The 23,075-nt window shown below is 38.1% G+C and carries 21 protein-coding genes and 3 pseudogenes; 18 read left to right on the top strand and 6 right to left on the bottom strand.

Annotation, left to right across the window (positions count from 1 at the left end; translation table 11 throughout):
- Positions 1-57: 57 nt before the first annotated feature.
- The 12 genes from AA0X95_RS20215 to AA0X95_RS20160 all read left to right on the top strand — a co-directional run bounded on the left by AA0X95_RS20215 (position 58) and on the right by AA0X95_RS20160 (position 13,141).
- Positions 58-615, top strand: coding sequence for a MaoC family dehydratase N-terminal domain-containing protein (locus AA0X95_RS20215; RefSeq protein ID WP_413300993.1), 558 nt, complete (start codon positions 58-60; stop codon positions 613-615).
- Positions 616-657: 42 nt separating this feature from the next.
- A complete protein-coding gene (locus tag AA0X95_RS20210; protein WP_413300991.1) occupies positions 658-1,104 on the top strand; it encodes a hypothetical protein in 447 nt (148 codons plus the stop codon).
- A 105-nt stretch (positions 1,105-1,209) separates the two neighbouring features.
- Entirely contained in the window at positions 1,210-1,431 is a 222-nt protein-coding gene (locus AA0X95_RS20205) for a hypothetical protein (protein ID WP_413300989.1), read from the top strand.
- Between the two features lie 75 nt (positions 1,432-1,506).
- On the top strand, positions 1,507-3,549 hold the full coding sequence (locus AA0X95_RS20200) for a hydantoinase/oxoprolinase family protein (protein WP_413300987.1): 2,043 nt from the start codon (positions 1,507-1,509) through the stop codon (positions 3,547-3,549).
- 58 nt (positions 3,550-3,607) lie between these two features.
- A complete protein-coding gene (locus tag AA0X95_RS20195) occupies positions 3,608-5,566 on the top strand; it encodes a hydantoinase B/oxoprolinase family protein (protein ID WP_413300985.1) in 1,959 nt (652 codons plus the stop codon).
- Positions 5,567-5,776: 210 nt separating this feature from the next.
- Positions 5,777-6,952 carry a thiolase family protein gene (locus tag AA0X95_RS20190; RefSeq protein WP_413300983.1) on the top strand — a complete coding sequence of 392 codons (1,176 nt, stop codon included), beginning with the start codon at positions 5,777-5,779 and terminating at the stop codon, positions 6,950-6,952.
- A gap of 14 nt (positions 6,953-6,966) precedes the next feature.
- On the top strand, positions 6,967-7,809 hold the full coding sequence (locus AA0X95_RS20185) for a 3-hydroxyacyl-CoA dehydrogenase family protein (protein WP_413300981.1): 843 nt from the start codon (positions 6,967-6,969) through the stop codon (positions 7,807-7,809).
- A gap of 689 nt (positions 7,810-8,498) precedes the next feature.
- Complete coding sequence (locus tag AA0X95_RS20180; RefSeq protein ID WP_413300979.1) at positions 8,499-8,780, top strand: phage integrase SAM-like domain-containing protein; 282 nt, start codon at positions 8,499-8,501, stop codon at positions 8,778-8,780.
- A 543-nt stretch (positions 8,781-9,323) separates the two neighbouring features.
- Positions 9,324-10,106, top strand: coding sequence for an SDR family NAD(P)-dependent oxidoreductase (locus AA0X95_RS20175; protein WP_413300977.1), 783 nt, complete (start codon positions 9,324-9,326; stop codon positions 10,104-10,106).
- A gap of 991 nt (positions 10,107-11,097) precedes the next feature.
- Complete coding sequence (locus AA0X95_RS20170) at positions 11,098-11,532, top strand: OsmC family protein (RefSeq protein WP_413300975.1); 435 nt, start codon at positions 11,098-11,100, stop codon at positions 11,530-11,532.
- A 526-nt stretch (positions 11,533-12,058) separates the two neighbouring features.
- Complete coding sequence (gene trxA / locus AA0X95_RS20165; RefSeq protein ID WP_119118299.1) at positions 12,059-12,373, top strand: thioredoxin; 315 nt, start codon at positions 12,059-12,061, stop codon at positions 12,371-12,373.
- Between the two features lie 249 nt (positions 12,374-12,622).
- A complete protein-coding gene (locus tag AA0X95_RS20160) occupies positions 12,623-13,141 on the top strand; it encodes a DJ-1/PfpI family protein (RefSeq protein ID WP_413300972.1) in 519 nt (172 codons plus the stop codon).
- Positions 13,142-13,218: 77 nt separating this feature from the next.
- Here the strand turns inward: AA0X95_RS20160 and AA0X95_RS20155 are convergent, their stop codons facing one another.
- The 4 genes and pseudogenes from AA0X95_RS20155 to AA0X95_RS20140 all read right to left on the bottom strand — a co-directional run.
- Positions 13,219-13,893 carry an NAD(P)H-dependent oxidoreductase gene (locus AA0X95_RS20155; protein ID WP_413300971.1) on the bottom strand — a complete coding sequence of 225 codons (675 nt, stop codon included), beginning with the start codon at positions 13,891-13,893 and terminating at the stop codon, positions 13,219-13,221.
- Between the two features lie 269 nt (positions 13,894-14,162).
- A complete protein-coding gene (locus AA0X95_RS20150) occupies positions 14,163-14,330 on the bottom strand; it encodes a hypothetical protein (RefSeq protein WP_413300969.1) in 168 nt (55 codons plus the stop codon).
- A gap of 119 nt (positions 14,331-14,449) precedes the next feature.
- Entirely contained in the window at positions 14,450-15,124 is a 675-nt protein-coding gene (locus AA0X95_RS20145) for a type 1 glutamine amidotransferase domain-containing protein (RefSeq protein ID WP_413300967.1), read from the bottom strand.
- A gap of 77 nt (positions 15,125-15,201) precedes the next feature.
- A pseudogene (locus AA0X95_RS20140) lies at positions 15,202-15,342 on the bottom strand (winged helix-turn-helix transcriptional regulator); the annotation flags it as partial.
- A 247-nt stretch (positions 15,343-15,589) separates the two neighbouring features.
- On the opposite strand from AA0X95_RS20140, the pseudogene hxlA reads away from it, so the two are divergent.
- Positions 15,590-16,220, top strand: a pseudogene (hxlA, locus tag AA0X95_RS20135) (3-hexulose-6-phosphate synthase).
- Positions 16,221-16,426: 206 nt separating this feature from the next.
- Complete coding sequence (locus AA0X95_RS20130) at positions 16,427-17,044, top strand: nitroreductase family protein (protein ID WP_413300965.1); 618 nt, start codon at positions 16,427-16,429, stop codon at positions 17,042-17,044.
- Positions 17,045-17,228: 184 nt separating this feature from the next.
- Here AA0X95_RS20130 and AA0X95_RS20125 read toward each other — a convergent pair whose 3' ends face one another.
- A complete protein-coding gene (locus AA0X95_RS20125) occupies positions 17,229-17,468 on the bottom strand; it encodes a DJ-1/PfpI family protein (protein WP_413310129.1) in 240 nt (79 codons plus the stop codon).
- A gap of 43 nt (positions 17,469-17,511) precedes the next feature.
- Positions 17,512-17,733, bottom strand: a pseudogene (locus AA0X95_RS20120) (thioredoxin family protein); the annotation flags it as partial.
- 388 nt (positions 17,734-18,121) lie between these two features.
- Here AA0X95_RS20120 and AA0X95_RS20115 point away from each other — a divergent pair.
- From AA0X95_RS20115 to AA0X95_RS20100, 4 genes are all read left to right on the top strand, one after another.
- A complete protein-coding gene (locus AA0X95_RS20115; protein ID WP_413300963.1) occupies positions 18,122-18,583 on the top strand; it encodes a CarD family transcriptional regulator in 462 nt (153 codons plus the stop codon).
- Positions 18,584-19,159: 576 nt separating this feature from the next.
- A complete protein-coding gene (locus AA0X95_RS20110) occupies positions 19,160-19,996 on the top strand; it encodes a neutral zinc metallopeptidase (protein ID WP_413300961.1) in 837 nt (278 codons plus the stop codon).
- A 641-nt stretch (positions 19,997-20,637) separates the two neighbouring features.
- Positions 20,638-21,465, top strand: coding sequence for an electron transfer flavoprotein subunit beta/FixA family protein (locus tag AA0X95_RS20105; protein ID WP_413300959.1), 828 nt, complete (start codon positions 20,638-20,640; stop codon positions 21,463-21,465).
- On the top strand, positions 21,466-22,488 hold the full coding sequence (locus AA0X95_RS20100; RefSeq protein WP_413300957.1) for an electron transfer flavoprotein subunit alpha/FixB family protein: 1,023 nt from the start codon (positions 21,466-21,468) through the stop codon (positions 22,486-22,488).
- Positions 22,489-23,075: the final 587 nt, after the last annotated feature.

Genomic DNA, 23,075 nt, shown 5'->3' with positions numbered 1-23,075 from the left:
AGTTCAGGGATTGTCTCCCGACTTAAAATCGATTTAATAGAGAAAGGATTAAGAGGTATGTCAGATTGGAAAAACGCATGGCAACCGATGATTGAAGCAATAGGGAAGAACTTTAGTGAAGGACAAGATCAATGGGGAGCAGATGCTGTAGAACTTGGCGCAATTCGCCGTTTCTTAGAGCCCCTTGAGTTTGATTGTCAACTACATTATGACCAATCCGTTGCCAAAGAATTTCGATATTCAGATGTGATTGCTCCTTATAGTAGTCTCTTAACATGGTTAATTGAGCCCTATTGGAAACCCGATATGCATGTTTTCAATACCGCAGAAAGAAACGCTCCAGCTGTAGAGAGTCCTTTGCTTCAAATCGAAACAGCCGTTGCACCAAAAACCCCCTGCTATTTCGCAACAGATATCGAGGTCGATTATGTAAAACCAATCTTGGTAGGCGACCGGCTCTGTCGAGTAGGTGATGTACTACTTTCTTGTACCCCAAAAGAAACAAAGGTTGGTCGAGGAGCATTTATGGTTTGGGAAACAAAAGTTCAAAACCAAAAAGAAGAGTTGGTAGCGGTAGTTCGTATAAGTACATACCACTACTTTCCCGTTGAGTGATTGTATTTGCGAATCTCACTTTGACAGAAAGGATAAATTTTTATGAAAAAAAGTGATCAACGGTATTGGGAAAAAGTTTCTATAGGAGATACGATCTCACCTGAAGAATTCCCGCTAACTGTTGCACGGCTTGTTATGGCCGCAGGTGCAAATCGTGATTTCAATTCAATTCACCATAATTCAGAGTATGCCCAGCAGACAGGTGCACCTGACATGTATGCTAACGTCATATTTCTTCAAGGGATGTGGGAGAAAACAGTTCGTAATTATATTGGTCTAGCTGGAACGATAAAAAGTCTAAAAGGTTTCCGTATGAGAGTATTTAATACCGTAGGAGAAATAGTAGTGACAAAAGGTACTGTTAAAAAGAAATGGAAGGAAAAAGACGAGTACCTAGTGGAACTTGAAATATGGTCCGAGACCTCAAAAGGTATTTCTGTAGGTCCAGGAGCCGTTGTTGTAACTCTCCCGTTTAGAAAGTCAGTTTAATTAAAGTGCAACTGGTATTTTATATTTCCTTAGGGAGAAAACGCGTACTATTGGACTTTAGTAAAATATCAAATGCAAAACTACAAATAATAGAGGTGATAACATATGCAACCAGTATTACGACCAAAAGAACCGTATGTTTATGTTGAAAAAAAATCAGTAAATGGCGAGTGCCCAGAATGTAAAAGCACAGATATTAAGGCTTACCCTGTATTAAGTGAAGGTGGTTGGTGGAAAGTTGAGAAATGTCAATCATGTCTTTGTTCGATCAAAAGGGAAAAGTGGGGGCTATTCGGCTCAATAAAGACATTGACTGAATCAATATGAATATTAAATATTGCACAACACCGTGAATGGTGAATTCCCAGCACTTTAAAAATGAAAGAATAGGAGGATACAATTATGAATGGAATGATCGGTGTCGATGTTGGGGGGACTTTTACTGACGTAATTGCGGTAAAGGAAGGTAAAATTTCAGCAGTAAAAGTTCCTACAAATCCAAAGAATATGGAACTGCCAGTAATTGAAGGTGCGGAATTGGTAGGTTTGAAGAATATGGGGGTTTTTAACCATGCCAGCACATCTGGACTAAATGCTGTTTTAACTCGTAATTTACCTAAAGTTGCTTTTTTAACCACACTGGGTCACCGGGATATTTTGGACGGTGGGCGCGCTATGCGACCTCTTGAAGCGCAGACCGATCCTCATTGGAGAAGGTCATTTGGCGATGCGTCAAGACCGTTGGTCCCCCATTATTTACGGCGTGGGATCCGTGAACGTATTAAGAGCGATGGTGACATCTTTATCCCTTTGGATGAGCATCATGCCCGTGAACAACTTGAAATTATAAAAAAATGTAACGTTGAAGGAATAGCGATTTGTTTAATTAATAGTTATATCAATCCTGAACATGAGAAGAGGTTATTGGAACTTGTTAGAGAAGTTTTAGGAGATATTCCATGTTCAATCTCATCTGAAACCTCCCCTCTTGCGAAAGAGTTTGCCCGTTCATCTACAACGGTAATTGACGTTTTTATGAAAATTGTGTACGGCAAGTATTCCCAAGATTTAATCAGTGGATTGCGGGATAAGGGTTTTAATGGAGAAATTAATTTTGCGGACTGCGCAGCTAATCTCTCACCATCTGATTTTGCATTAGAGAGACCTCATAAAATAGTTTTTTCCGGTCCAGCTGGCGGAACTGTTTCCAGTGCTCATTTTGGCAGTTTGATAGGACAAGAAAATATAATCTGCGCAGATATTGGAGGAACATCAACGGATATAAGCATTGTAAAAAACGGAAGACCTACAGTAACCACTGATTTCCAATTAGAACATGACTTACTAGTAAACACTTTGACAAACGAGGTTCATAGTATCGGAGCCGGCGGTGGCAGTATAATTAAAATTGATTCCTCTACCGGAGAGTTAAAGGTTGGACCAGAAAGCGCAGGAGGTCTCCCTGGTCCTGCATGTTATGACAGAGGTGGAATAAACCCAACCATGACTGACGCTTGTATGATGATTGGAATCCTTAGCAGCGATTCTCCGTTAGGTGGAAGGATTCACTTGAATCGTGAATTGGCAAAAAAGGCATTTGAAGAATTGGACACAAATCTTGATATGGAGAAGCGCATCAAGTACGCCTACAACTTGGGGTTAAGCGAAATTAGTGAGGGCATTGTTAATATCTGTATTAAACATGCAATCGATCCACGTGACTATAGCCTTATTGCATATGGAGCTGCAGGTCCAATGCTATTACCTGCAGTGCTAAACCAGGTAGGTGCAAAGAGCGTTGTGGTCCCTCCATATCACGGTTTATTTTCTGCACTTGGTTTATTGAGTTCAGATCTAGTTTTCAGTGATAGTTGTTCCGTTTATGTAACGCTTAATGAAAATGCAGCTGAGAAAATTAATCAACTATATAAACAAATGGAAGCAAAACTGCTTTCAAAGATTTCGACCGAATTAAGTCAAATCAAGATTGTCCGTACCTTTGACGGTCACCTAGCAGGGCAAACATGGGAAACCCCTTTTGTAAATATCCCTGATGGTGAAATTACAAGCGATACCATTCAAACATTAATTTCTAATTTTCATGAAGCTTATGAATTAGCCTGGGGGAACCGCTTTGAAGGTTTACCAGTAGTCGGGGCAACATTCAGACTACAGATTGTCATTTCAACAGAAAAAGTAAGTTATCCAGTGTTACCATCAAGGACAACTGGCTATTTGTTCCCTGAAAGTAAAGTTGAGTTACAGTATATTTCCGATGAACCAATCATTGCAAGTATATTTTCAAGGGATGAATTATTAAATGGGGATGTTATTAATGGTCCTGCCATTATCCGCGAATCGATGTCAACAATTTTTGTTCAAGATAATCAAACAGCTGTAGTAGGAAAGTATGGTGAAATCATTATTACTAGAGATTTAAATTAGTGATTTTTGAGATATTACTGATCCAAAGAATAATCTGAATTTCTAAGGAGGTATCTAGATGACTGAAAGTTTGATAAATAGAAATATTTTAATACGTGATCTGACTGATGCTGAATTCCAAGAAAAATATGGTTGTGACCGGTTTACTGCAATGGTCATTTCTACCAAATTACGCTATATAGTTGAACATATGTGTTCCGGGTTACTAACAACCGCTTTTTCGGTTATTTTGCGAGATTGGTTTGATTTTGCTGCAACGATTTCAGGTTCACCTCAGCAAGACTACCCAATGCCCGCATGTAGTAACAGCTTAATCTTGTTTAGTGGAACTATGCCCGAGGCAATCAGAAATACTGTGGAAGAATTCGGTCGAGATAATTTAGAGCCTGGCGATGTATTGATCGCTAATGACCCTTACCGTATCGGGACCCATGTGAACGATGTGTGTTTCATCCGTCCTATTTTCTATAATGTAAATGGAGAGGATCAGTTAGTAAGTTTTGTTAACCTTCAGGCACATATGTTGGATATGGGAGGAGTTGTTCCTGCCGGTTTCAGTGGTACAAAGAAAAACGTTTATGAAAATGGATTGGTCATAGGACCTCAATTGTTATATCACAAAGATATACCTTGCAAACAGTCATGGAATTTAATTTTTGATAACGCTCGATTCGGCAGCACTATGAAACCGGATATGATGTCGATTTATGAGAATCTTAAATTAGGAGAAAAGTTGATTATCGAAACAATCGATCGTTACGGCTTAAAAGCATATTTAGGTGCGATTCAGTACGGCGTGGATATTTCTGCTGAATCAATGCAAAGATCGATTGAAAACATTCCTGATGGTGTGTATGAAGGAGAAGACTATATCGATTGTGATGGAATGGATGATTCTGAAGAGTTTCGCGTAAGGACAAAAATAATCGTTAAAGGCGGCAGAATGGAGGTAGATTTAAGTGGTTCTTCGCGTCAAGCTCGTACTTCCATCAACTGTGGCTATTTGGACGCAAAATGTGCAGTCGCTGTAGCTTTGCAATTTTTACTAGATCCTAATTCCCGCTTTTCCTCTGGGGGAATGCGTAATATTGACCTTGTATTACCTGATGCTACCATCGTTAGCGCGATGCCACCCGATGGAGCCATCATGATGTATTTTGAGGCTTCAGCGTTAATACTTCATTCAATTTACCGTGCATTGAAGGATGTATTGGGAGAGAACGCAGTAGCTGGCGATGTGTTTTCACTTAACCTCCACAATGCCAACGGACGTTGGCCTGATGGTACACCATGGGTAACATCTGCTCAATGCGGTGGGGAACATGGAGCTTGGGGTGGAACGAAAGCAGGAGATGGTGACAGTTATAGCGTCGTTCCATTGTGTAACAGTCTGGATCCTGCAATAGAGGCTATTGAGATGGAGATACCAGCTATTGTGTTGAGGAAAGAATATGTTGCCGATACTGCAGGAGCAGGGCAACATCGTGGCGGAGCTAGTGTATTGAAGGACACTTTATGGCTTACTGAAGCTGATCATTACTCGATGCCGTTGCATTTCAAAAGGCCAAGCGGTTTCGGCGTAAACGGTGGAAAGGATGGTTGTTCCGGTGCCGTATGGATGTGGGATCCAGACCATTTGAATATCAGGAAACCTGAGCAGTTCTTTGAGATAAACCAAGAGACCTACGCTAAGTCGACACCTATTGCAGGGATATTAGATCCTAACACAAAAAAATTGGACACTAACGGTAAATATTTTTACTACGCTAAAAATCCGGTATGGCATACAAAACCAAATTCGTTTTTTCGCTACCTTATAAATTCCGGCGGAGGATGGGGCAATCCATTGGAGCGTGATCCAGATAAAGTGAAAAACGATGTACGCGATGAATACGTGACAATTGAAGGAGCAATGGCTGATTATGGGGTCGTAATTATTGGCGATCCTTTGAAAGACCCGGAAGGATTAATGGTAGATTTTGAAGCTACAAAACAACTTCGTGCAGCCCGCTCATAATTTGATTATATAAATACTGATCTTAAAAACTATGTCAAGGGATTCTTAAGAGTCTCCCTTGGCATGTTTTTATAAAAATGTTTACATACATTTTTTTCGTATTGAAATTTAGAGGTTATTAAAACTTTCGGAATTTGGTTTTGATTTACCAGGTTATCGATCCAAAAAATATAGTTCTGACAAATATAAAACAGACAGGGAGAGATTGACTTGAGTGAGGTTTATATTGTTGCGGCAGCAAGAAGTGCTATTGGGAAATTTGGAGGAAGTCTCCAATCCTACAGTTCATCTCAACTGGGTTCAACGGTGGTTCAAGCTTGTCTAAACCGTTCTAGCATAACTGGAGAACAAATTGATGAGGTAATAATAGGAAATGTTTTTCAAGCGGGAGGGAAGGGGAATCCTGCAAGACAAATTGTTTATCATTCGGGGTTGCCTCTTACGGTTCCGGCGATGACCATTAATAAACAATGTGCGTCCGGCATGAGAGCTGTTTCCATTGGATACCACCAGATTAAGGTAGGTGAATCGGATGCCATAGTAGTTGGAGGGACAGAAAGTATGACAAATGTTCCACATCTATTATTGGACAGCCGGTGGGGTAAAAAATTGGGAGATGCGCAAGCGGTTGACGGATTACTTTATGACGGTCTTCATTGTGCAATTGAAGGTTATCATATGGGAGTTACTGCCGAAAACTTGGTAGCAAAATACGGCATTTCGCGTGAAGAACAAGACCTTTTTGCATTTGAGAGTCATAAGAAGACCTTAGATGCGATAAAGGAAGGGCGATTTCGTAATGAAATAGTTCCTATTAAGGTGATGAAAGGGAAACAGGAAATAAATTTTGATACAGATGAGCATCCACAAAACACCTCATTGGAAAAACTGGGACAACTAAAACCTGTGTTTAAGGAAAATGGGACAGTTACTGCCGGGAACTCTTCTGGATTAAACGATGGTGCTGCAGCCCTGATTTTGGTATCAGGAGAAAAAGTAAAAGAGTGGGGGCTTAAACCACTTGCAAGAATTCGTTCTGCAGCATCTTCTGCGGTATTACCCTCAATCATGGGAATTGGTCCCGTACCTTCTACCATCAAGGCGTTAGAGAAGGCAAAGTTAACGATTAAGGATATCGACCTATTCGAGCTTAATGAGGCGTTCGCAGCTCAAGCGTTAGCGGTCATTAACGAATTGAAGATACCGAGAGACAAGCTAAATGTAAATGGTGGAGCAATTGCTTTAGGTCATCCGGTAGGTTGTTCTGGAGCACGTATCTTGGTAACCCTTATTCATGAGTTAATCCATCAAAATAAAACTCTTGGATTGGCAACACTTTGTGTTGGTGGTGGCCAGGGTACAACCATGATAATTGAAAGAGTATAGAAAGGGATATCGACATGGAAAAAATACTTGTAATAGGGTCAGGTTTGATGGGGAGTGGAATCGCCCTTGTTTCAGCCAAAGCTGGATTTGACGTTACTGTAGTGGAAAGATCACAAGCAGATTTACATCAAGGAATGGAAAGGATGAAGAATACACTAACGTCCCTAATTCAAAAAGAAACATGGACAAAAGGGGAAAAAGAATTAATTTGGGATCGTATCCAAGGATCAACTATGCTTGAGTCTGGAAAAGATGCGCATTTAGTCATCGAAGCTGTGCCAGAAAAGTTGTCTTTCAAGCAAGCTGTTTTCCGGGAATTGGACCAAGTGATTAATAAAGAAGCCATTCTAGCTAGTAACACTTCTTCATTATCCATTGCCGCCATCGGTGGGGTAACCGAACGTCCGGATAAAGTGGTTGGAATGCATTTTTTCAGTCCAGTTCCTGTCATGAAATTGCTTGAATTGGTTTATTCACTAAGTACATCTGATGAAACTCTGCAAAAGGTAAAGCTTATTGGAGAAAAAATGGGTAAAACGACTATTATCGCAAAGGATTTTCCTGGATTTACTGTTAACCGTGTGCTAGTTCCGATGATGAATGAAGCAGTTTATTTAGTGATGGAAGGGAATGAACCGGAACAAATTGATCGTGGATTGGAATTAGGAGCTAATCATCCCCTAGGTCCACTTAGATTGGCCGATTATGTCGGACTAGATGTGCTTCTTTTTACATTAGAGAGCCTATATGAGGGTTTTAATGATTCCAAATATCGACCTTGCCCACTGCTGAGACGGATGGTTGAGGCTGGAAGATTTGGTAAGAAAACCGGGCAAGGGTTTTATTCTTATAAATAATTAAAGGTGGATGAGTCGATCTATGCTGTTAAGTGAATTTTTTCTTTGATTTTTTGTAATGAATCACCTCTGCCTGAAGGCTAATGAGCGCAAGAGTTCAGAAAAGGATTGCTGGGCAATTCTTTTATTGCCTAGTTTTATTTTCAAAAAACAAGCTTTTTTACTTAAAAAAATTGAATAAGACCACCATTATTTCTGAAGTATATAGAACATCAAAAAAGGTGAATGAGTGGTGCCATGCTTGGTGCCAGAATTTTTAAAATTACAAATCACAAGAAAACACTAGGAAGCAAGAAAGCTTGATTTATCAGTACTCGAGGATACATCAAGATATTAGAAAAACAGATGCTAGCAAACTTCAAAACTGCTTGAGACCTGCGTGCCAGGTTTGGTGGGTTCGATTCCCACGCAGTCCCGCCAAATAAACCTAGTGATATCAAGGGCTTCGACTGTTTTTAAGCACGGTTTTACCGGCTGTTTGAACAGTGAGTTGATAGTGAAAAGTCACCAGTATTTTTTCTAAAAATTACATAGTACTAGTGCAACTGATTTTGTGTGTACTAGTGTGTCAAATCCACCAAATTCTTGAAAGAAGGGTGGATTTTTTTATGCAACCCGTAAGGAAAACTCAGCGAAAAGGTTCAAGAAGTAATCAGAATATTAAACGGTTCAAACAAACTGAACAATAGATGATTCTGTTTGAAATGTTTGAGCGATTTATGGCTTTCAAACAGACTGAGGGTTTGTCAAAGCCTACAATCCAAGGCTATTATGAGCATTTTCATTATCTCAATGATTACTTGGGAGGAGATGTACCTAATGAAGAAGTTACAGTTGAATTGTTTCGAACCTATATTGGCTATATGCTTAATGACCAGGGTTTAAAACCTACTACTGTTTATGTACGTATCAGAACAAATAGTGCTTTCTTACGACACTGTTATCAAGAAGGATGGATTGAAATACCTTGACGGAGGCGGGAAAAGCGTTGGAATTACTTGCCTTGAACATCATACAGAAGTTGATGTATAAGTCACAGATTGCTTTAGAAGGTGCCTGGAGTGCCGGGTAAAACCCTTTTGCACATCCAATTAACGACTGTAGAAGCAAAAGATGCGGAAGGTTTAGTAAATAAAATCATCCAATCGATTCATCAATAAGTCAGGCTGACCCCGAGGTTCTTATGAACACTTACAGGGCCAGCTTTTTAATTTTCAGAGGAATTTGAGATATAATAAAGTTATATCCTGGAATTTGGAAGGAATTTATTTCTATGAAAAAAAGGGTTAAATTAGTGGTCGGGATTTTCCTGATCTTTAACCATTCCAGGTTTTTAAGATAATGGATTATTTGGCTGGGCTTTATTAGCAAAGAAAGTAAGAATGAGTTTGGAAAAACTTAGTCGCTTCCGATGCACATAAAATTTTTAACTGCAGGGGAACTGATATATAAAAACTGTACATACTATCATAATCCTTTCGAAGATTTGAATTTAAACCAAATGAGGTGGAAAAATGGCAAAAGAATTAACTGGCTTACATGCCGTTGTTACAGGAGGATCAAGCGGTTTAGGATATGCCATGGTAGAAGCACTTCTTGATGAAGGAGCAACGGTTGCAGTGGCATCCCGTCCGGGAGCAAAAATGACGGAAGCTGTAAAAACCCTTCAAGATAAGGGATATTCGAATGTTTTTGAACTTCCATTGGATGTCAGGTCAGAGGAATCGGTACAAAATGCAGTGAACTGGGTAAAAACTGAATGGGGTAAGATCGATGTCCTCGTGAACAATGCAGGGATAGGCATGAAGACTGTAAACCCAAAATTCCTTACAGAACCACAGCCTTTTTATCAGGTCTCTCCTGAAGGGTTTCGAAATTTAATCGATACAAATGTGACCGGTTATTTCCTAACCTCCCGGGGATTCGCTCCTCTGATGGTCGAGCAGGGAAGAGGAAAAATCATTAATATATCGATGAATTATGAAACCATGAAACGAAAAGGATTTGTCCCATACGGCCCTTCTCGTGCCGCAACCGAGTCCCTGTCATTTATCATGGCTGAAGACCTGCGTGAATTTGGAGTGATGGTAAATATGCTTCTTCCTGGCGGGGCCACCGTAACCGGAATGATACCTGATGAAGTGAGAAGGGAACTTGAAGGAAACTCTCAGCTTCTGAAGCCGGAAATCATGGCAAAACCTATCGTTTATCTTGCTTCCGAGCAATCTGAAGGATTAACAGGTGAACGCCTAGTCGCAACCGAATTTGACAACTGGTTAAAAAATAGAACCAAATAAAATGAGTGAAGAGACTTCTTATTTGGCAATATAAAGGAATAGAGAAAGAAACTTATTTTTGCGGTTTTTCGTTCATCGGGGTTATGAATAACTTTAGGACGGGTTGTCCTTATGGTTTTCTCATGATGATAAATTGGTTATAAATGGTATAAAAGCCATAATCTATGGAAATGAGCCAATCTTAATCAAAAATGAGCCAACCCCCGCCGGAAAATGAGCCAATCAAGTGCCAAAATCAGCCAATCCCCCTGATAAATGAGCCAATAAGAAAATTAGAGTTTGATTTCCTCCATTCTTTTTCTTGCTTTATGTAAACATTTATTCATTCATAAGTTACTGGCTGAATATTAGGATAGTTGAACAACAAAAAGATGTTGATTACTTATTATATGCATTTATTGTCACCAGCATTGGACTGATTGGAGTAATAATTTATAGAATAGTATCTAGATATTTTATAGGAACTTATTTGACAAAAACATTAAAGGCTGCCATTCAATCAGTTTGTATGATACTGTCCTTTGGCGTAGGAATGGCCTTTTTTTGTTTTTTTAAAACATTGGGGTCATTATTGTTGATGTTACCCTAGTTTGGTTTGGTGCTTTGGTAGCACAGTTTGTTTCAATTTTACAACTTATAAAATAGCCTCTTCATAACGGCAGGATTTATTTTCAGATCGTTGAGAAATTTCTTCTCACCGATCTGTACAAGACCTTCGATTCATTCGAATACTCTTAAGGCTCTATTCGCAAACTTTATTGCTTTTTAATATATTATAGGTTGAAAATTCATTCATTATCGTATAGTTAGAAAGTAATTGTACCGAACCCACATTAATTGCGCGGAATTTGTCTTAATTACACCGTAATCAATGTTTTGTACCGTATTTTTCATCTTTCGTGAACTACTTGCGATACTTATAGAATAAAAAACATACATGAACGAACATGATATAAATATAATAATTTATTTATTTGAAGGAGTGTTAAACATGGCTGATATGAAAATAAATGTGAATGCTGTTTGGGATGGTGGAGTAAAAGGGAATGGAACTCTTAAAGCGGAGTATCTTGATACAAAAATCGCTATTCCTACATCTTTAGGAGGTAGTGGCAACGGAGCAAATCCAAAAGAGATTCTTGTTTCATCGGTAACTACTTGTTATACAGCAACTCTTACGTTTGTACTTGCAAGCAGAAACCTGCCTGTTGCTGAACTTACAGTGAACTCAGAGGCAAATATATCTGATAATGAATTTAAAATTATCCATTATCCTCACATCGTTTTATCTAAAGATGCAACAGAAGAACAAATTCAATCCGCACAAAGAGCGACGGAAGCAGCAGATACAGGGTGCGAAGTCGGAAATTTATTGAAAAAAGCAGATGTTAAAATTGAAATTCAAGGTAAAGTTTCTTTGAAATAAACTGATTCATTCAAAGATGTAGTAATTTATTTTTAGACCTTTTAAATAAAACGGTGTCCTAAATTTAAGGCGGCGATTCTGCTGCCTTTTTTATGTGAGGAAACAACTAAAATTGCGCATGAAGAACTAGTAGTAAACATTCCACTTAAAAATCTGCTTCAGGTGAAAAACGCAAAATGCGATGAGAACTTTTCATCGGTGTATCCCCACTATAGTGGAATTTGAGAATATCGAGTTAATTTTTCTTGACTTCATAAACTGTAAATATTAAAATTACAGTTATTCCTTTTGAACAGGAAGCAATCAATTTGAAAAGTGGCTTTTATAATAGTTTAGTTTGTTAGGGACATTAACCCGGCAAGTGCTTCGTAATGTCTATACTGTAAACTATTTTATTACAGTACGTTTCATAAAAAAACAAACTGTAACTTTTTTTATTACATTAAAAGGGGGGTAATTTTGTATTTTTTGTAAACATAAAAAATACTTTTATTAAAATTATAAGTATGAATTGGAGGATATAATAATGGCTATCTCACACGTAACAGATCAAACATTTAGCACTGAAATTAAAGAGGGATTAGTTTTAGTAGATTTTTGGGCACCATGGTGTGGTCCCTGTAAAATGATTGCACCTGTATTGGAGGAAATCGATGGTGAAATGGGTGACAAAGTTAGAATTATCAAGCTTAATGTAGATGAAAACGCAGGAACAGTAGGAAAATTTGGAGTCATGAGCATTCCAACGTTGATTCTTTTCAAAGACGGAGTGGCTGTAGATAAGGTTATCGGGTTCTATCCAAAAGAAGCTTTGACAGAAATAATTTCAAAGCATATGTAATAAAGACTTTTTAGAAAGAGGATGAATCATATCTGAGCATACAAAAAAGTATTTGATATACCATTCTCATTGCTAGACCTTTCACCGATTGCACGTTGAAAGGTCTCCAGCTGATGCTTTTCGCAATACACTAGAACTTGCACAGCTCGCTGAAATTTTAGCTGAAATTGTTAACAGCCACAGGTAAAAATACGAATATATGAAAAAATGTTATCAACAAATCTTTTTCTTTTTGAGGAGGAAAAAATAATGAGTAAAAAAGCACTCTTAATTATACCGCCAGAACGTTTTAATGAAGATGAGTTATTCAAACCAAAAGAAGAGCTTGAAAATGCAGGAGTCGAAGTAACCATTGCTAGCACCGAGGCAGGTGAAATTACTGGTGACTATGATGGGAAAGCAACTGCATCGGTTATCTTTTCAGACGTATCGCCTACAGAATTTGATGTTGTTTCGGTAATTGGAGGATCTGGTACAAATGATCATCTATGGGGAAATCAAGAATTACAAGGCTTTTTGAAGCAAGCTTACAATGAGAAAGTTCTTGTAACAGGAATTTGTGCAGGGGCTGTTACAGTTGCTAAAACTGGTTTGCTTTCTGGAAGAGAAGCAACTTGCTATCCAGTAGATGTTCAAAAGAACGAATTGATAGCTGTTGACGTTAAATATGTTGAACAACACGTTGTTGCCCATGATGATATTATTACTGGCGATGGTCCACAAGGTGCGAAAGAATTTGGAAAAGCCCTTGTTAAAGCATTACGTTAGTTCTACATTATAGTTGGATAGAGTGGGGTTCGGAAGTAAATTTCGAACCCACCGCTTCCATCTAAAAAGATAGGGGATTAGTTTATCCACTGAACAATATCTTCTATACTTTGTCTACTTTTTGGTCGTTTTGGTTCAGCGGCTCTGTATCCAAATGCAACCATTACGGATATATCGAATTTCCCATTTTCAAGTAATCCTTCTTCTTCTAAAATGTTGTGTACTTTGTCATAGTTAAAACCTTCAATTGGACATGAATCTATTCCAATTAGGGCGGCAGCTGTCATCATATTGCCTAGTGCAATATATGTTTGTTTGCTCGCCCAATCGAATAATGTTCTGTCACTTTCAAATAAATGAAGATCAGACTCTTGAAATTCTTTATAACGAGGTGTTATTGTAGCGATGACATCATCAGGTAATTTTTTCACTTTTTTATTTAGATGTTTTACATAATCAGAATCGTATCTTAGTCCTCTTCGTGCAAGAATTATCAGAAAATGACTTGCTGTAGGAAGTTGTCCTTGTGCTCCCCAGCTTACTTGTTTCAATTTTTCTCTTAATTGTTTATTTTGCACGACTAAGAACTTCCATGGCTCCCATCCGACTGAACTTGGAGATAATCTGCCTGCTTCTAGTATGAATTGGAAATCTTCGTTAGAAATGTTTTTTGTTGGGTCAAATTTTTTTGTTGCATAGCGGAATTGAAATGCATTGATAATTTCTTGTTTTTTTGTTGTTGTTTTATTCATCAAAATCACCTTTAATATTTGATTTGTCTTCTACTTCTCCTTTGTTTCCAATAATGTATCCAAAATGTAGCCCAATGAATCCACCGTGAAAGAGTCCACCTCTGTAAGAAAAATAAAATGAAATACGTTGGTTTTTTCGTACATTAAACAAGATATGACTGTTTCGTGAGTGGTTATAGGTGCAAAGAAGTAAAAAAACGTTTTCCATGTAGTAATTTCTAAAAACATTTTAGTGTCCATGCTTCCAGTTAATAGCCTTTCCATATCATCTATTGTTGTTTCATCAAAATTCCTCCTCCAAGCATAGCAACCATCGCTTGAGCACCTTTCTCGGGATCAATTATGGAGTTTATCTGGTTTTGTTTAATCATTTCGTCTAAAACTGATTCTATGGCGCCAATCCAACGATCAAAAATGAGCAGTATGTGTATCCTCATCGAATTTCTTACTCCTAGTTATTCAATCCTCTGATCCAAAGAGGAGAAATGTAAAAACACCGTTCAAAACGGTATGGTTTTGACAGTGCTTTCGAACAGTTCTATGAATAGACATCCATTTAAGCAGGATGTTCGATGGCGTCCACTACTTTTTCCGCTGTACTTTTACTGAACTGCGGATTCTGTCCTGTTACTAGGATTCCATCTCGAATCGAGTAGTCTGTCCAATTGCTACGAGACGAGAAGATTCCACCTTTTTCTCGAAGCGTAGTTTCCAGCAAAAAAGGCATATGTTGAACCAATTTGACTTCCCGTTCTTCATCATCGGTGAAGGCAGTAATGTTTTTGCCCTTCACCAATGGGGTTCCATTTTTGTATGTGGCATTCACTAAGCCTGAAGGGCCATGACAAACAGCCCCAATGACCCTTTTATCTTCTGCAAATTGTTGCAAAATATAAAGCAAGGTTTCATTGTTAGGAAAATCATACATCGTTCCGTGCCCACCCGGCAGAAAAATCGAATCGAGCCCTTGGGCGTCTTCTTTTCTTAATTTGATGGTGTGGGTTAATTCTTTTTCCGCTTCCTCCCATTTCGCATTCTTTTCAGCGGGCAGACTGCTTGGATCCAGCGGGACTTCACCACCCAAAATACTGGTGACTTTTACGTCGTAGCCTTTCTCTTTAAAGACGTTATATGGTACAGCAAATTCTTCCAACCAAAGGCCAGTTTTATGATCATCGGTGATTTTAGTATGGTTTGTCACCACAATCAGAATGCGTTTTGTATTAGCCATCAAAAAAAACCTCCTTTATTCTGATTAATTCATACTACTTTCATCCTAATTGTGTAGATAATTTTTCAAGATATTTTTACAGAAGCCTTCAATTCACCAAATCGTTTTGTTCCTTCTCTTCCTAGATGCCACATTATAAGAATTTTCCATTTACCACCGATAACGGAAAGGGTTAATTCCTTTTCACAGTTAAACACCTTATCCTGCATTCGTGACATTTTATTTCACCTCCATGGCTATTATCATCAATAGTATACTTTTTAGCACTATGTAAGATAAGAGTGCGTACTTTTAATATAACATCATACATTGTATACTTGCATTTGTTCAGCGATAGGGAACACCATTGATCCTTACTGCTGGTACAGATAATCCAATATGGAAATATTACCGTAATGGTACTATATACTTTGGAGATATTATTACTGTACGACAATCTGAAAAAATTATTAGAAGTGAATTAAAATGGAATTACAATTAGCATTAGATTTAGTAAACATCCCAAGGAATAGAGCTTGTTAAACAAGTTGAGGAACATATTGATATCGTAGAAATCGGTACGCCGGTTGTTATTAATGAAGGTCTTCATGCTGTAAAGGCAATGAAAGAAGCCTTCCCTAATCTAAAAGTATTAGCTGACTTAAAAATTATGGATGCCGCTGGGTATGAAGTTATGAAAGCATCTGAAGCTGGCGCAGATATTATTACGATTCTAGGTACAGCTGAAGACGAGTCCATTAAAGGTGCAGTGACAGAGGCTAAAAAGCAAGGTAAAAAAATTCTTGTTGATATGATTGCTGTAAAAAACCTTGCTGGACGTACTAAAGAAGTGGATACAATAGGTGTGGACTATATTTGTGTTCACACTGGTTACGATCTTCAAGCAGTTGGAAAAAACTCATATGAGGATTTAAAAACCATTAAAAGCGTTGTAAAAAATGAAAAAACTGCAGTGGCAGGAGGCATTAAATTAGAAACACTTCCAGAAGTAATCAAAGCACAACCAGATCTTATCATTGTTGGCGGTGGTATTACTGGACAAGCAGATATTAAAGCTGCAGCAGCAAAAATGCAACAAATGATTAAACAAGGTTAATGATCACTATGCAGACTACTTAATATTTGGCTGCAGATGGCAGCAGGATCTGTTGAAGACCCTTGTACTCCATCAAATCCACGAAAAGTATCAGTGGAAGATCTGAAAAAACTTTACATTGTTGCATTAAATGGCGGAAAAGTAAACTTTTAAAGAGTATCCTTAATCAATTGGAGTTAAAAATACTAAAGAAAGGGTGACCATCATTGACGATTAAAATTGAAACAACATCAGTACAGCAAGCAATAGAATCACGACACAGTATTCGTAAATATATTCAACAGCCGATTGACCGTGAAGACCTAATAAACATATTTGAACTTGCTCGTTTATCACCAAGTGCATGGAATCTTCAACCTTGGCGTTTCCATGTAATTATAAATGAAGATTTAAAACAAAAACTTGAAGATGCTGCTTATGGGCAAAAGCAGGTTACATCTGCTCCTGCAGTAATCGTTGTAACAAGTGATATGGAAGATGTATTGGCGAATTTATCAGAAACTGTACATCCAAATCTATCAGAAGCTCGGAAAGAAGAAGAAGTAGCCAATTTGTCAGCTTTCTTTAATGGAATGAGTGTTGAAGAACGTGGGCAATGGGGATTAACACAAACAAATATTGCGTTCGGCATCCTAATGATAGCAGTTCAAGGAATGGGCTATGCCAGTAATCCAATGCTAGGTTTTGATCAAGACAAGGTAATAGAACTATTAAATCTTCCTTCTCACGTAAAGTTTGCTGGAATCCTTCCTATTGGAAGACCAGATGGTGAAGGGTATCCTCATCACCGATTTGATTTAAACAAAATTGTTACGTTCCATTAATAGGTTAGTAAATGAAAGGGTTGGAGAGATCTCTCCAACCCTTTGTTGATTAGATTTAATGTTTTCTTTTTCAACTAATAAGAAAAAAACTGTAAACCACTACATCCTAATTAGCTAACATTATTTATTGAAGTTAAACATGTCTCAAAAAACTATGCTAATGGTTCTGTGATATCAGCTTCGATTATTTCAGCAAATTTATAAATTCTCTCATGAATGTTGGTAAATCCGGCCATGCTTGACCTGAAACCAAATTTTGATGCGTGTGTACGTTTTTTTTGATATACGTCGCCCCACAGGCTTTTACATCTGGCTCACAAGAAGGGTAAGCTGTGTATTCACGGCCCTTCATCAAATCTGGGATGACTGTAAGCAGTTGTGCCGCATGACAAATTGCTCCAACCGGCTTATTCTTTAAAAAAATTGTATTTTTACGGTTAATTAACTTAAGTAAAAGTTTGAGTATCTTAATTTAGCACAGACTCATATATTCTTTTTATTTTCTTCTGAAAGAGATCTAGATGGACTATTCGTGCTTCTCTCAAGGATTCTTTTCCGTGGACAAACAATAGAAGAACCGGGACAGTGAAAATCCCAAAGTGTCCGGCTATTTCTGTTACCTCATCTGTATCAATTATCCCAAAATGAATCTGCCTAAACTCCTTTATAACTTCCTCAACCTGAGGAAGTAAAGCGTGACAAACGCGTCAACTCTGTTTTAATACATATATAAAACTAAGTTGGTGATCATTTACAAAATGTTCTACCCCTTGGATTGAATGTAAATCTTTCATTTTTCTCACTCCATTCTCGATGAAGGAAGTAAATAGTCATCATTATATTTCCTAAAGTGAAAGTTTATATTCTAATAGCTGCTAAGGTTTCAGTATAGATGCGAGGAAAATCAACCTTCCCTTTATTGGTAATCCGACACGAATCCTATTGTCTATGCATTTTCTAATTTTAAAAGAAAAAGTAGTTGACGCTTAAATTGAATTTATGATATTATAGAAAATTTGATAAAAAATATTAAATGTGTTAACCTTAAGAAGGTTACCATATATGGAGGTGGATTATTTGTTTCAAATTGGCGATAACATTGTTTATCCAATGCAAGGAGCAGGTATAATTAAAGCCATAGAAGAAAAGGAAATTTCAGGGGTAAAACAACAGTATTATGTCATAAAAATGTTAATCAGTAATATGCAAGTCATGATTCCTACAGGGAAAATATTGAGTTCAAATATACGCCCAGTTACTGACATAATTGCATTAAAACACATCATACACATTTTTCAGCATGGAGAATCAGATAGATTACTGCCGTGGAAGCAAAGGTATAAAGTGAACACTGATAAAATTAAAACGGGTAAAATACAAGAAGGTGCTGAAGTTGTACGTGATTTAATGCGTATGAAGAAAGAAAAAGCACTTAATTCAAGCGAAAAAATAATGTTGGATAACGCACATGGATTTTTGATGAGTGAACTGGAATTAATTAAAGGGATCACTGAAAATCAAATAAAAAGTTTCTGTTAAGGTAATTATAGATATTGTAGTACATCTTCCAAAAACATCCTGAACTTTTTATGGGAAGATGATAATAGTAAAAGTAAATCACTTCAAAGACATTCAGCTTCTTCAACTCACTTTCAGAGCATTAACCTCTTTTGTTATTTCTACAATCTAATCCATTTTTAATATCTAAATTTCTTATACGAACGTTTGAAGTTTCATCAAATAGCTCGATAAAAAAGTCATTTGATTTGTGCAATCCTGATTCACACTGGCACGGACAAGGAGCCGTAAGGATGAAAGAGAGGTAGGGCTTTCATTGTTTTAGGTATACAATATATTATCAAAGTCATTATTTCTATTAGAAAAATACAATCAATTTCGCCTCTATCTTTAAGAATACATCCACTTTTTCTTTTTGGAGAGGTGGATTTTTTATGCATCGTAATTTGAAAACTATTAGAATGTGTGAAACAAGTAGTTCAAGAAACAACTTCCAATAAATACATATTTTTATTTCCCTTTTACATGGGTATAACATTATGGAAATAGATAACTGGTTGATTATACTCTGTCAGTAATTATTAGGGAGGTAAAAAAATGCAATGGAAAGGAAGACGGCAAAGCTCAAACGTTGAAGATCGAAGAGGTATGGGCATGGGAGGAAAGACAGTAATTGGAGGCGGTATCGGAAGTATTATTATTGTGCTCCTCTTTACACTCCTCGGAGGCAATCCGGGAGATTTAATCAACAACAGTACATCCAACCTTGGTTCAGATACAAGCGCGCCATATCAAGAATCATCTCAAGAGAAGGAACTGGCGGACTTTGTTTCTGTTGTCCTTGCCGATACAGAGGATGTTTGGTCAGAAAAATTCAAGGAAAAAGGCCTAACATACGAAAATCCTAAGCTCGTTTTGTACAGGGACAGCGTCCAGTCATCCTGTGGATCTGCCAGTTCGGCTGTAGGGCCGTTTTATTGTCCGGGTGACCACAAGCTATACATTGACCTAAGTTTTTATGAGGAGCTGAAACAAAGATTCCAGGCCCCTGGTGACTTTGCGATGGCGTACGTTATTGCACATGAGGTTGGCCACCATGTCCAGACTCTCTTGAATATGGGAGACAACGCTTCAGCTAGCCAAAAACGATCAAATGAATACTCCGTTCGATTTGAATTGCAGGCAGACTACTTGGCGGGTGTTTGGGCACACGACGCCAAAGGGAAGGGTTACCTTGAAAAAGGGGACCTTGAAGAGGCGCTGAATGCAGCAAACGCTGTGGGTGATGATAATATTCAGAAAAAAGCACAAGGATATGTGGTTCCTGAAAGCTTTACACATGGAACGTCTGAACAGAGAAAGCGATGGTTTAATAAAGGATTTGAAAATGGCACCATTGAGGGTGGAGATACCTTTAAACAAGCAAATCTCTAACAGTGAATAATCAGTATTTAAGAAGTTGCCAAAAAAATACGGCAACTTCTTTTTACATGTTGCAGAACATACTATTTCAAAACACGATAGAAACACCTGAGAAATTTTATTTAAAAGCGTTCAATCCTAATTCACATTACTTTATTTAAAAAATAAATTAAAAGTAAATGTAATCAGGTGCATAATAGCAAGAGCACCTAAGAGATATGTACCGATATATAATAGAAATTCCATTAGGTTCCCTCCTCATATTTTTAAAATTTGTGCGCAAGTTACAGTAGCTTTTGTCATTATAAACAAGGAATTTTAAAAAAATTGTCGATATGCCTCATTTTAAATGAACTGTTAACCACTTTTAATAATTGAAAAAATTGTACATTGATTGACTCATTTCTGTAAAATGCATACCTCATATCCATTTTAAACAGCACGGTGCATCCTTCATCCGTGCTTTTTTCTTTGTTTGGGTTTTCATCAGCAACATTTACACAGATTTTATCAGAAAATTCGAATGTCAGGACATCTCTTTTAATAAAGTAAAAGTAAACGGGCGTAAAAAGGCTTTTTAGCGAAACACATCCGGCAAGTTTCATATCGATGTAAGTAAAGGACTATTTGCTTTATTAAAAGGGAGGGGTTAAATGCTGCATATTGTAGCCTGTATCAAGCAAGTGCCTGACACCAAAATTATTAAGATGAATCCAAAGACAAACACGATGGACCGTAGGACCGCACCTGCCATATTGAATCCGTATGATGCTCATGCTGTTGAAGAGGCCGTTCGTTTAAAGCAAAGATATGGGGGGATTGTATCTGTTGTTACCATGGGTCCGCCTCCAGCAGTTACCGCGATAAAAAAGTGTATTGAAATAGGTGCCGATGAGGGGTATTTAATCACGGACCGCCGATTTGCGGGTGCTGATACATTGGCAACGAGTTATGCCGTGACAAAGGCGATCGAAAAAATTGCAAAACAAAAACCCGTAGATTTAATCATTTGCGGAAAAATGTCCATCGATGGAGATACAGGCCAAGTCGGACCAGGAATAGCAAGAAGGCTCGATATTCCACCGCTGACTTCTGTGAATAAAGTCGTGGAAATCAACCAAGAAGAGGGATATGCCATTGTACATCGCAAACTGGAGGATGGATATGAAGTCGTCCGCTCCACCTTGCCGTGTTTATTTTCTGTTGAAAAAACAATCAATGAAGTGCCGTATTCTCCGTTTCCGAACATGATAAAAGCTGCCAGATATAAACCTCATATCTGGTCTGTTGATGACCTAGAAGGTGTAGATATAAAGCAGCTTGGTTTGAAGGGGTCCCCAACGATTGTCTCCAAAGTTTGGGCACCGCAAAAACCGGCAGGGGGAACGTTCCTTGAAGGTAACTCAATAGCACAAGTAGAGCAACTGTTATCTGTCCTGCTTGAAAAGAAAGAACTGTTCGAAACAAAGGAGGGCATGTAATTGGATTTCAAAGATTACAAAGGTGTTTGGGTATTCATTGAACAAAAAGATGGAGCGGTTGCTTCTGTATCTCTTGAACTGTTAGGTGCGGGTAGAAAGTTAGCAGACAAACGGGGAGTGGAATTGGCTGGTATTCTAATCGGAGAAAATGTTAAATCTTTAACAAAGACCGTATTTGAATATGGGGCAGATACTGTGTATGTATATGATCAACCCATCTTCAAACACTACCGGACCGAAACCTATATGAAGGCGCTGTTGGAGTGCAGTGATAAACATAAACCGGAAATTATCCTTTATGGAGCGACTTCAACGGGCAAAGATCTGGCAAGTGCGGTAGCTACCGATCTCCCGACAGGTTTGACAGCGGATACTACGGAGTTGGATGTCGAAGAGGAAACTGGCTTACTATTGGCGAGCCGGCCGGCTTTTGGCGGAAATATTATGGCGACTATTCTTTGTAAAAAGTATCGGCCGCAAATGGCGACAGTACGAGCCAAAGTCATGAAGGCACTGGAACCAGAACCGGGGAGAACCGGCAAAATCGTTGAAGAAACGATATCCTTAAAAGAAGATGATATTCGGACAAAAGTCTTGGAAATTGTAAAGGAAACGGTAAAGAAAGTAAGAATCGACGAAGCGGACATCATTGTGGCAGGTGGAAAAGGATTAGGGAGCTACGAGGGATTCCAGTTAATACACCAATTGGCGGAAACGCTTGGAGGAGCGGTTGGTGCTAGCAGGGATGTGGTGGAAGCGGGTTGGATTGATCACGCACATCAAGTAGGGCAAACCGGTGTGACGGTCACACCAAAAATATATTTTGCGATTGGAATTTCCGGTGCTATTCAACATATTGTGGGCATGAAAAATTCCGGTTTAATTATTGCCATAAATAAGGACAAAGAAGCCCCTATTTTTCAAAACTGCCATTATGGAATTGTTGGCGATGCCTTTGAGATCGTTCCTATACTAATCGAACAGTTTAAACATGCTCTTTCTAAAGATAAGGTAATGAAATGAGTTAAGGTTTAGATGCGGGGATATATATTATTTAGGCTGTTTACTAAAACATTGTTTTTAGGTATAAAAGCGGAGGTTTAATCATTTTAGAATCTGAGCTACATTGCGAAAAAACTGTCTAATTGGATTGCCCCTTAGAAGAATAACCAATAAGCGGAGTTTTTCCGGTTATTTGCAAAATCGAGCTCATTTCGGAGTAGATAAGCGGAATATTTCCGCTTATTCAAAGAAAAGTGCCCCATTTTTGCGTTTTATTATCAAATAAGCGGAATATCTCCGTCTATTTGAGCTAATTAATCTCCAGTTTTCCAAATAGGCGGAATTCCTCCGCCTATTTATTAGAACGAACCTTAAAAAAGGTAGACAAAAGCATCAATGTCTATTTAAGAGCTGCTCCTACTGCTGGACGGCTTTTTTTGTGTGTTCGAGAAAAATGGATAATTTTATGAAACCATACATCCAACTTTACCGTCTATACATCTGGTGCTTTTCGACTAAAAGTTGTTTTGTAGGAGTTTGAATTGGTGTACTGGAAAACATTTCTAGGTCTCTGGTCTTAGATCATTTTACAACAACCGCCCGAGGCT

Source organism: Neobacillus phoenicis, assembly GCF_047302305.1.
Lineage (GTDB): Bacteria > Bacillota > Bacilli > Bacillales > Cytobacillaceae > Neobacillus.
The sequence above is the reverse complement of the archived record's forward strand: the minus strand, read 5'-3'. Positions and strand labels throughout refer to the sequence as shown.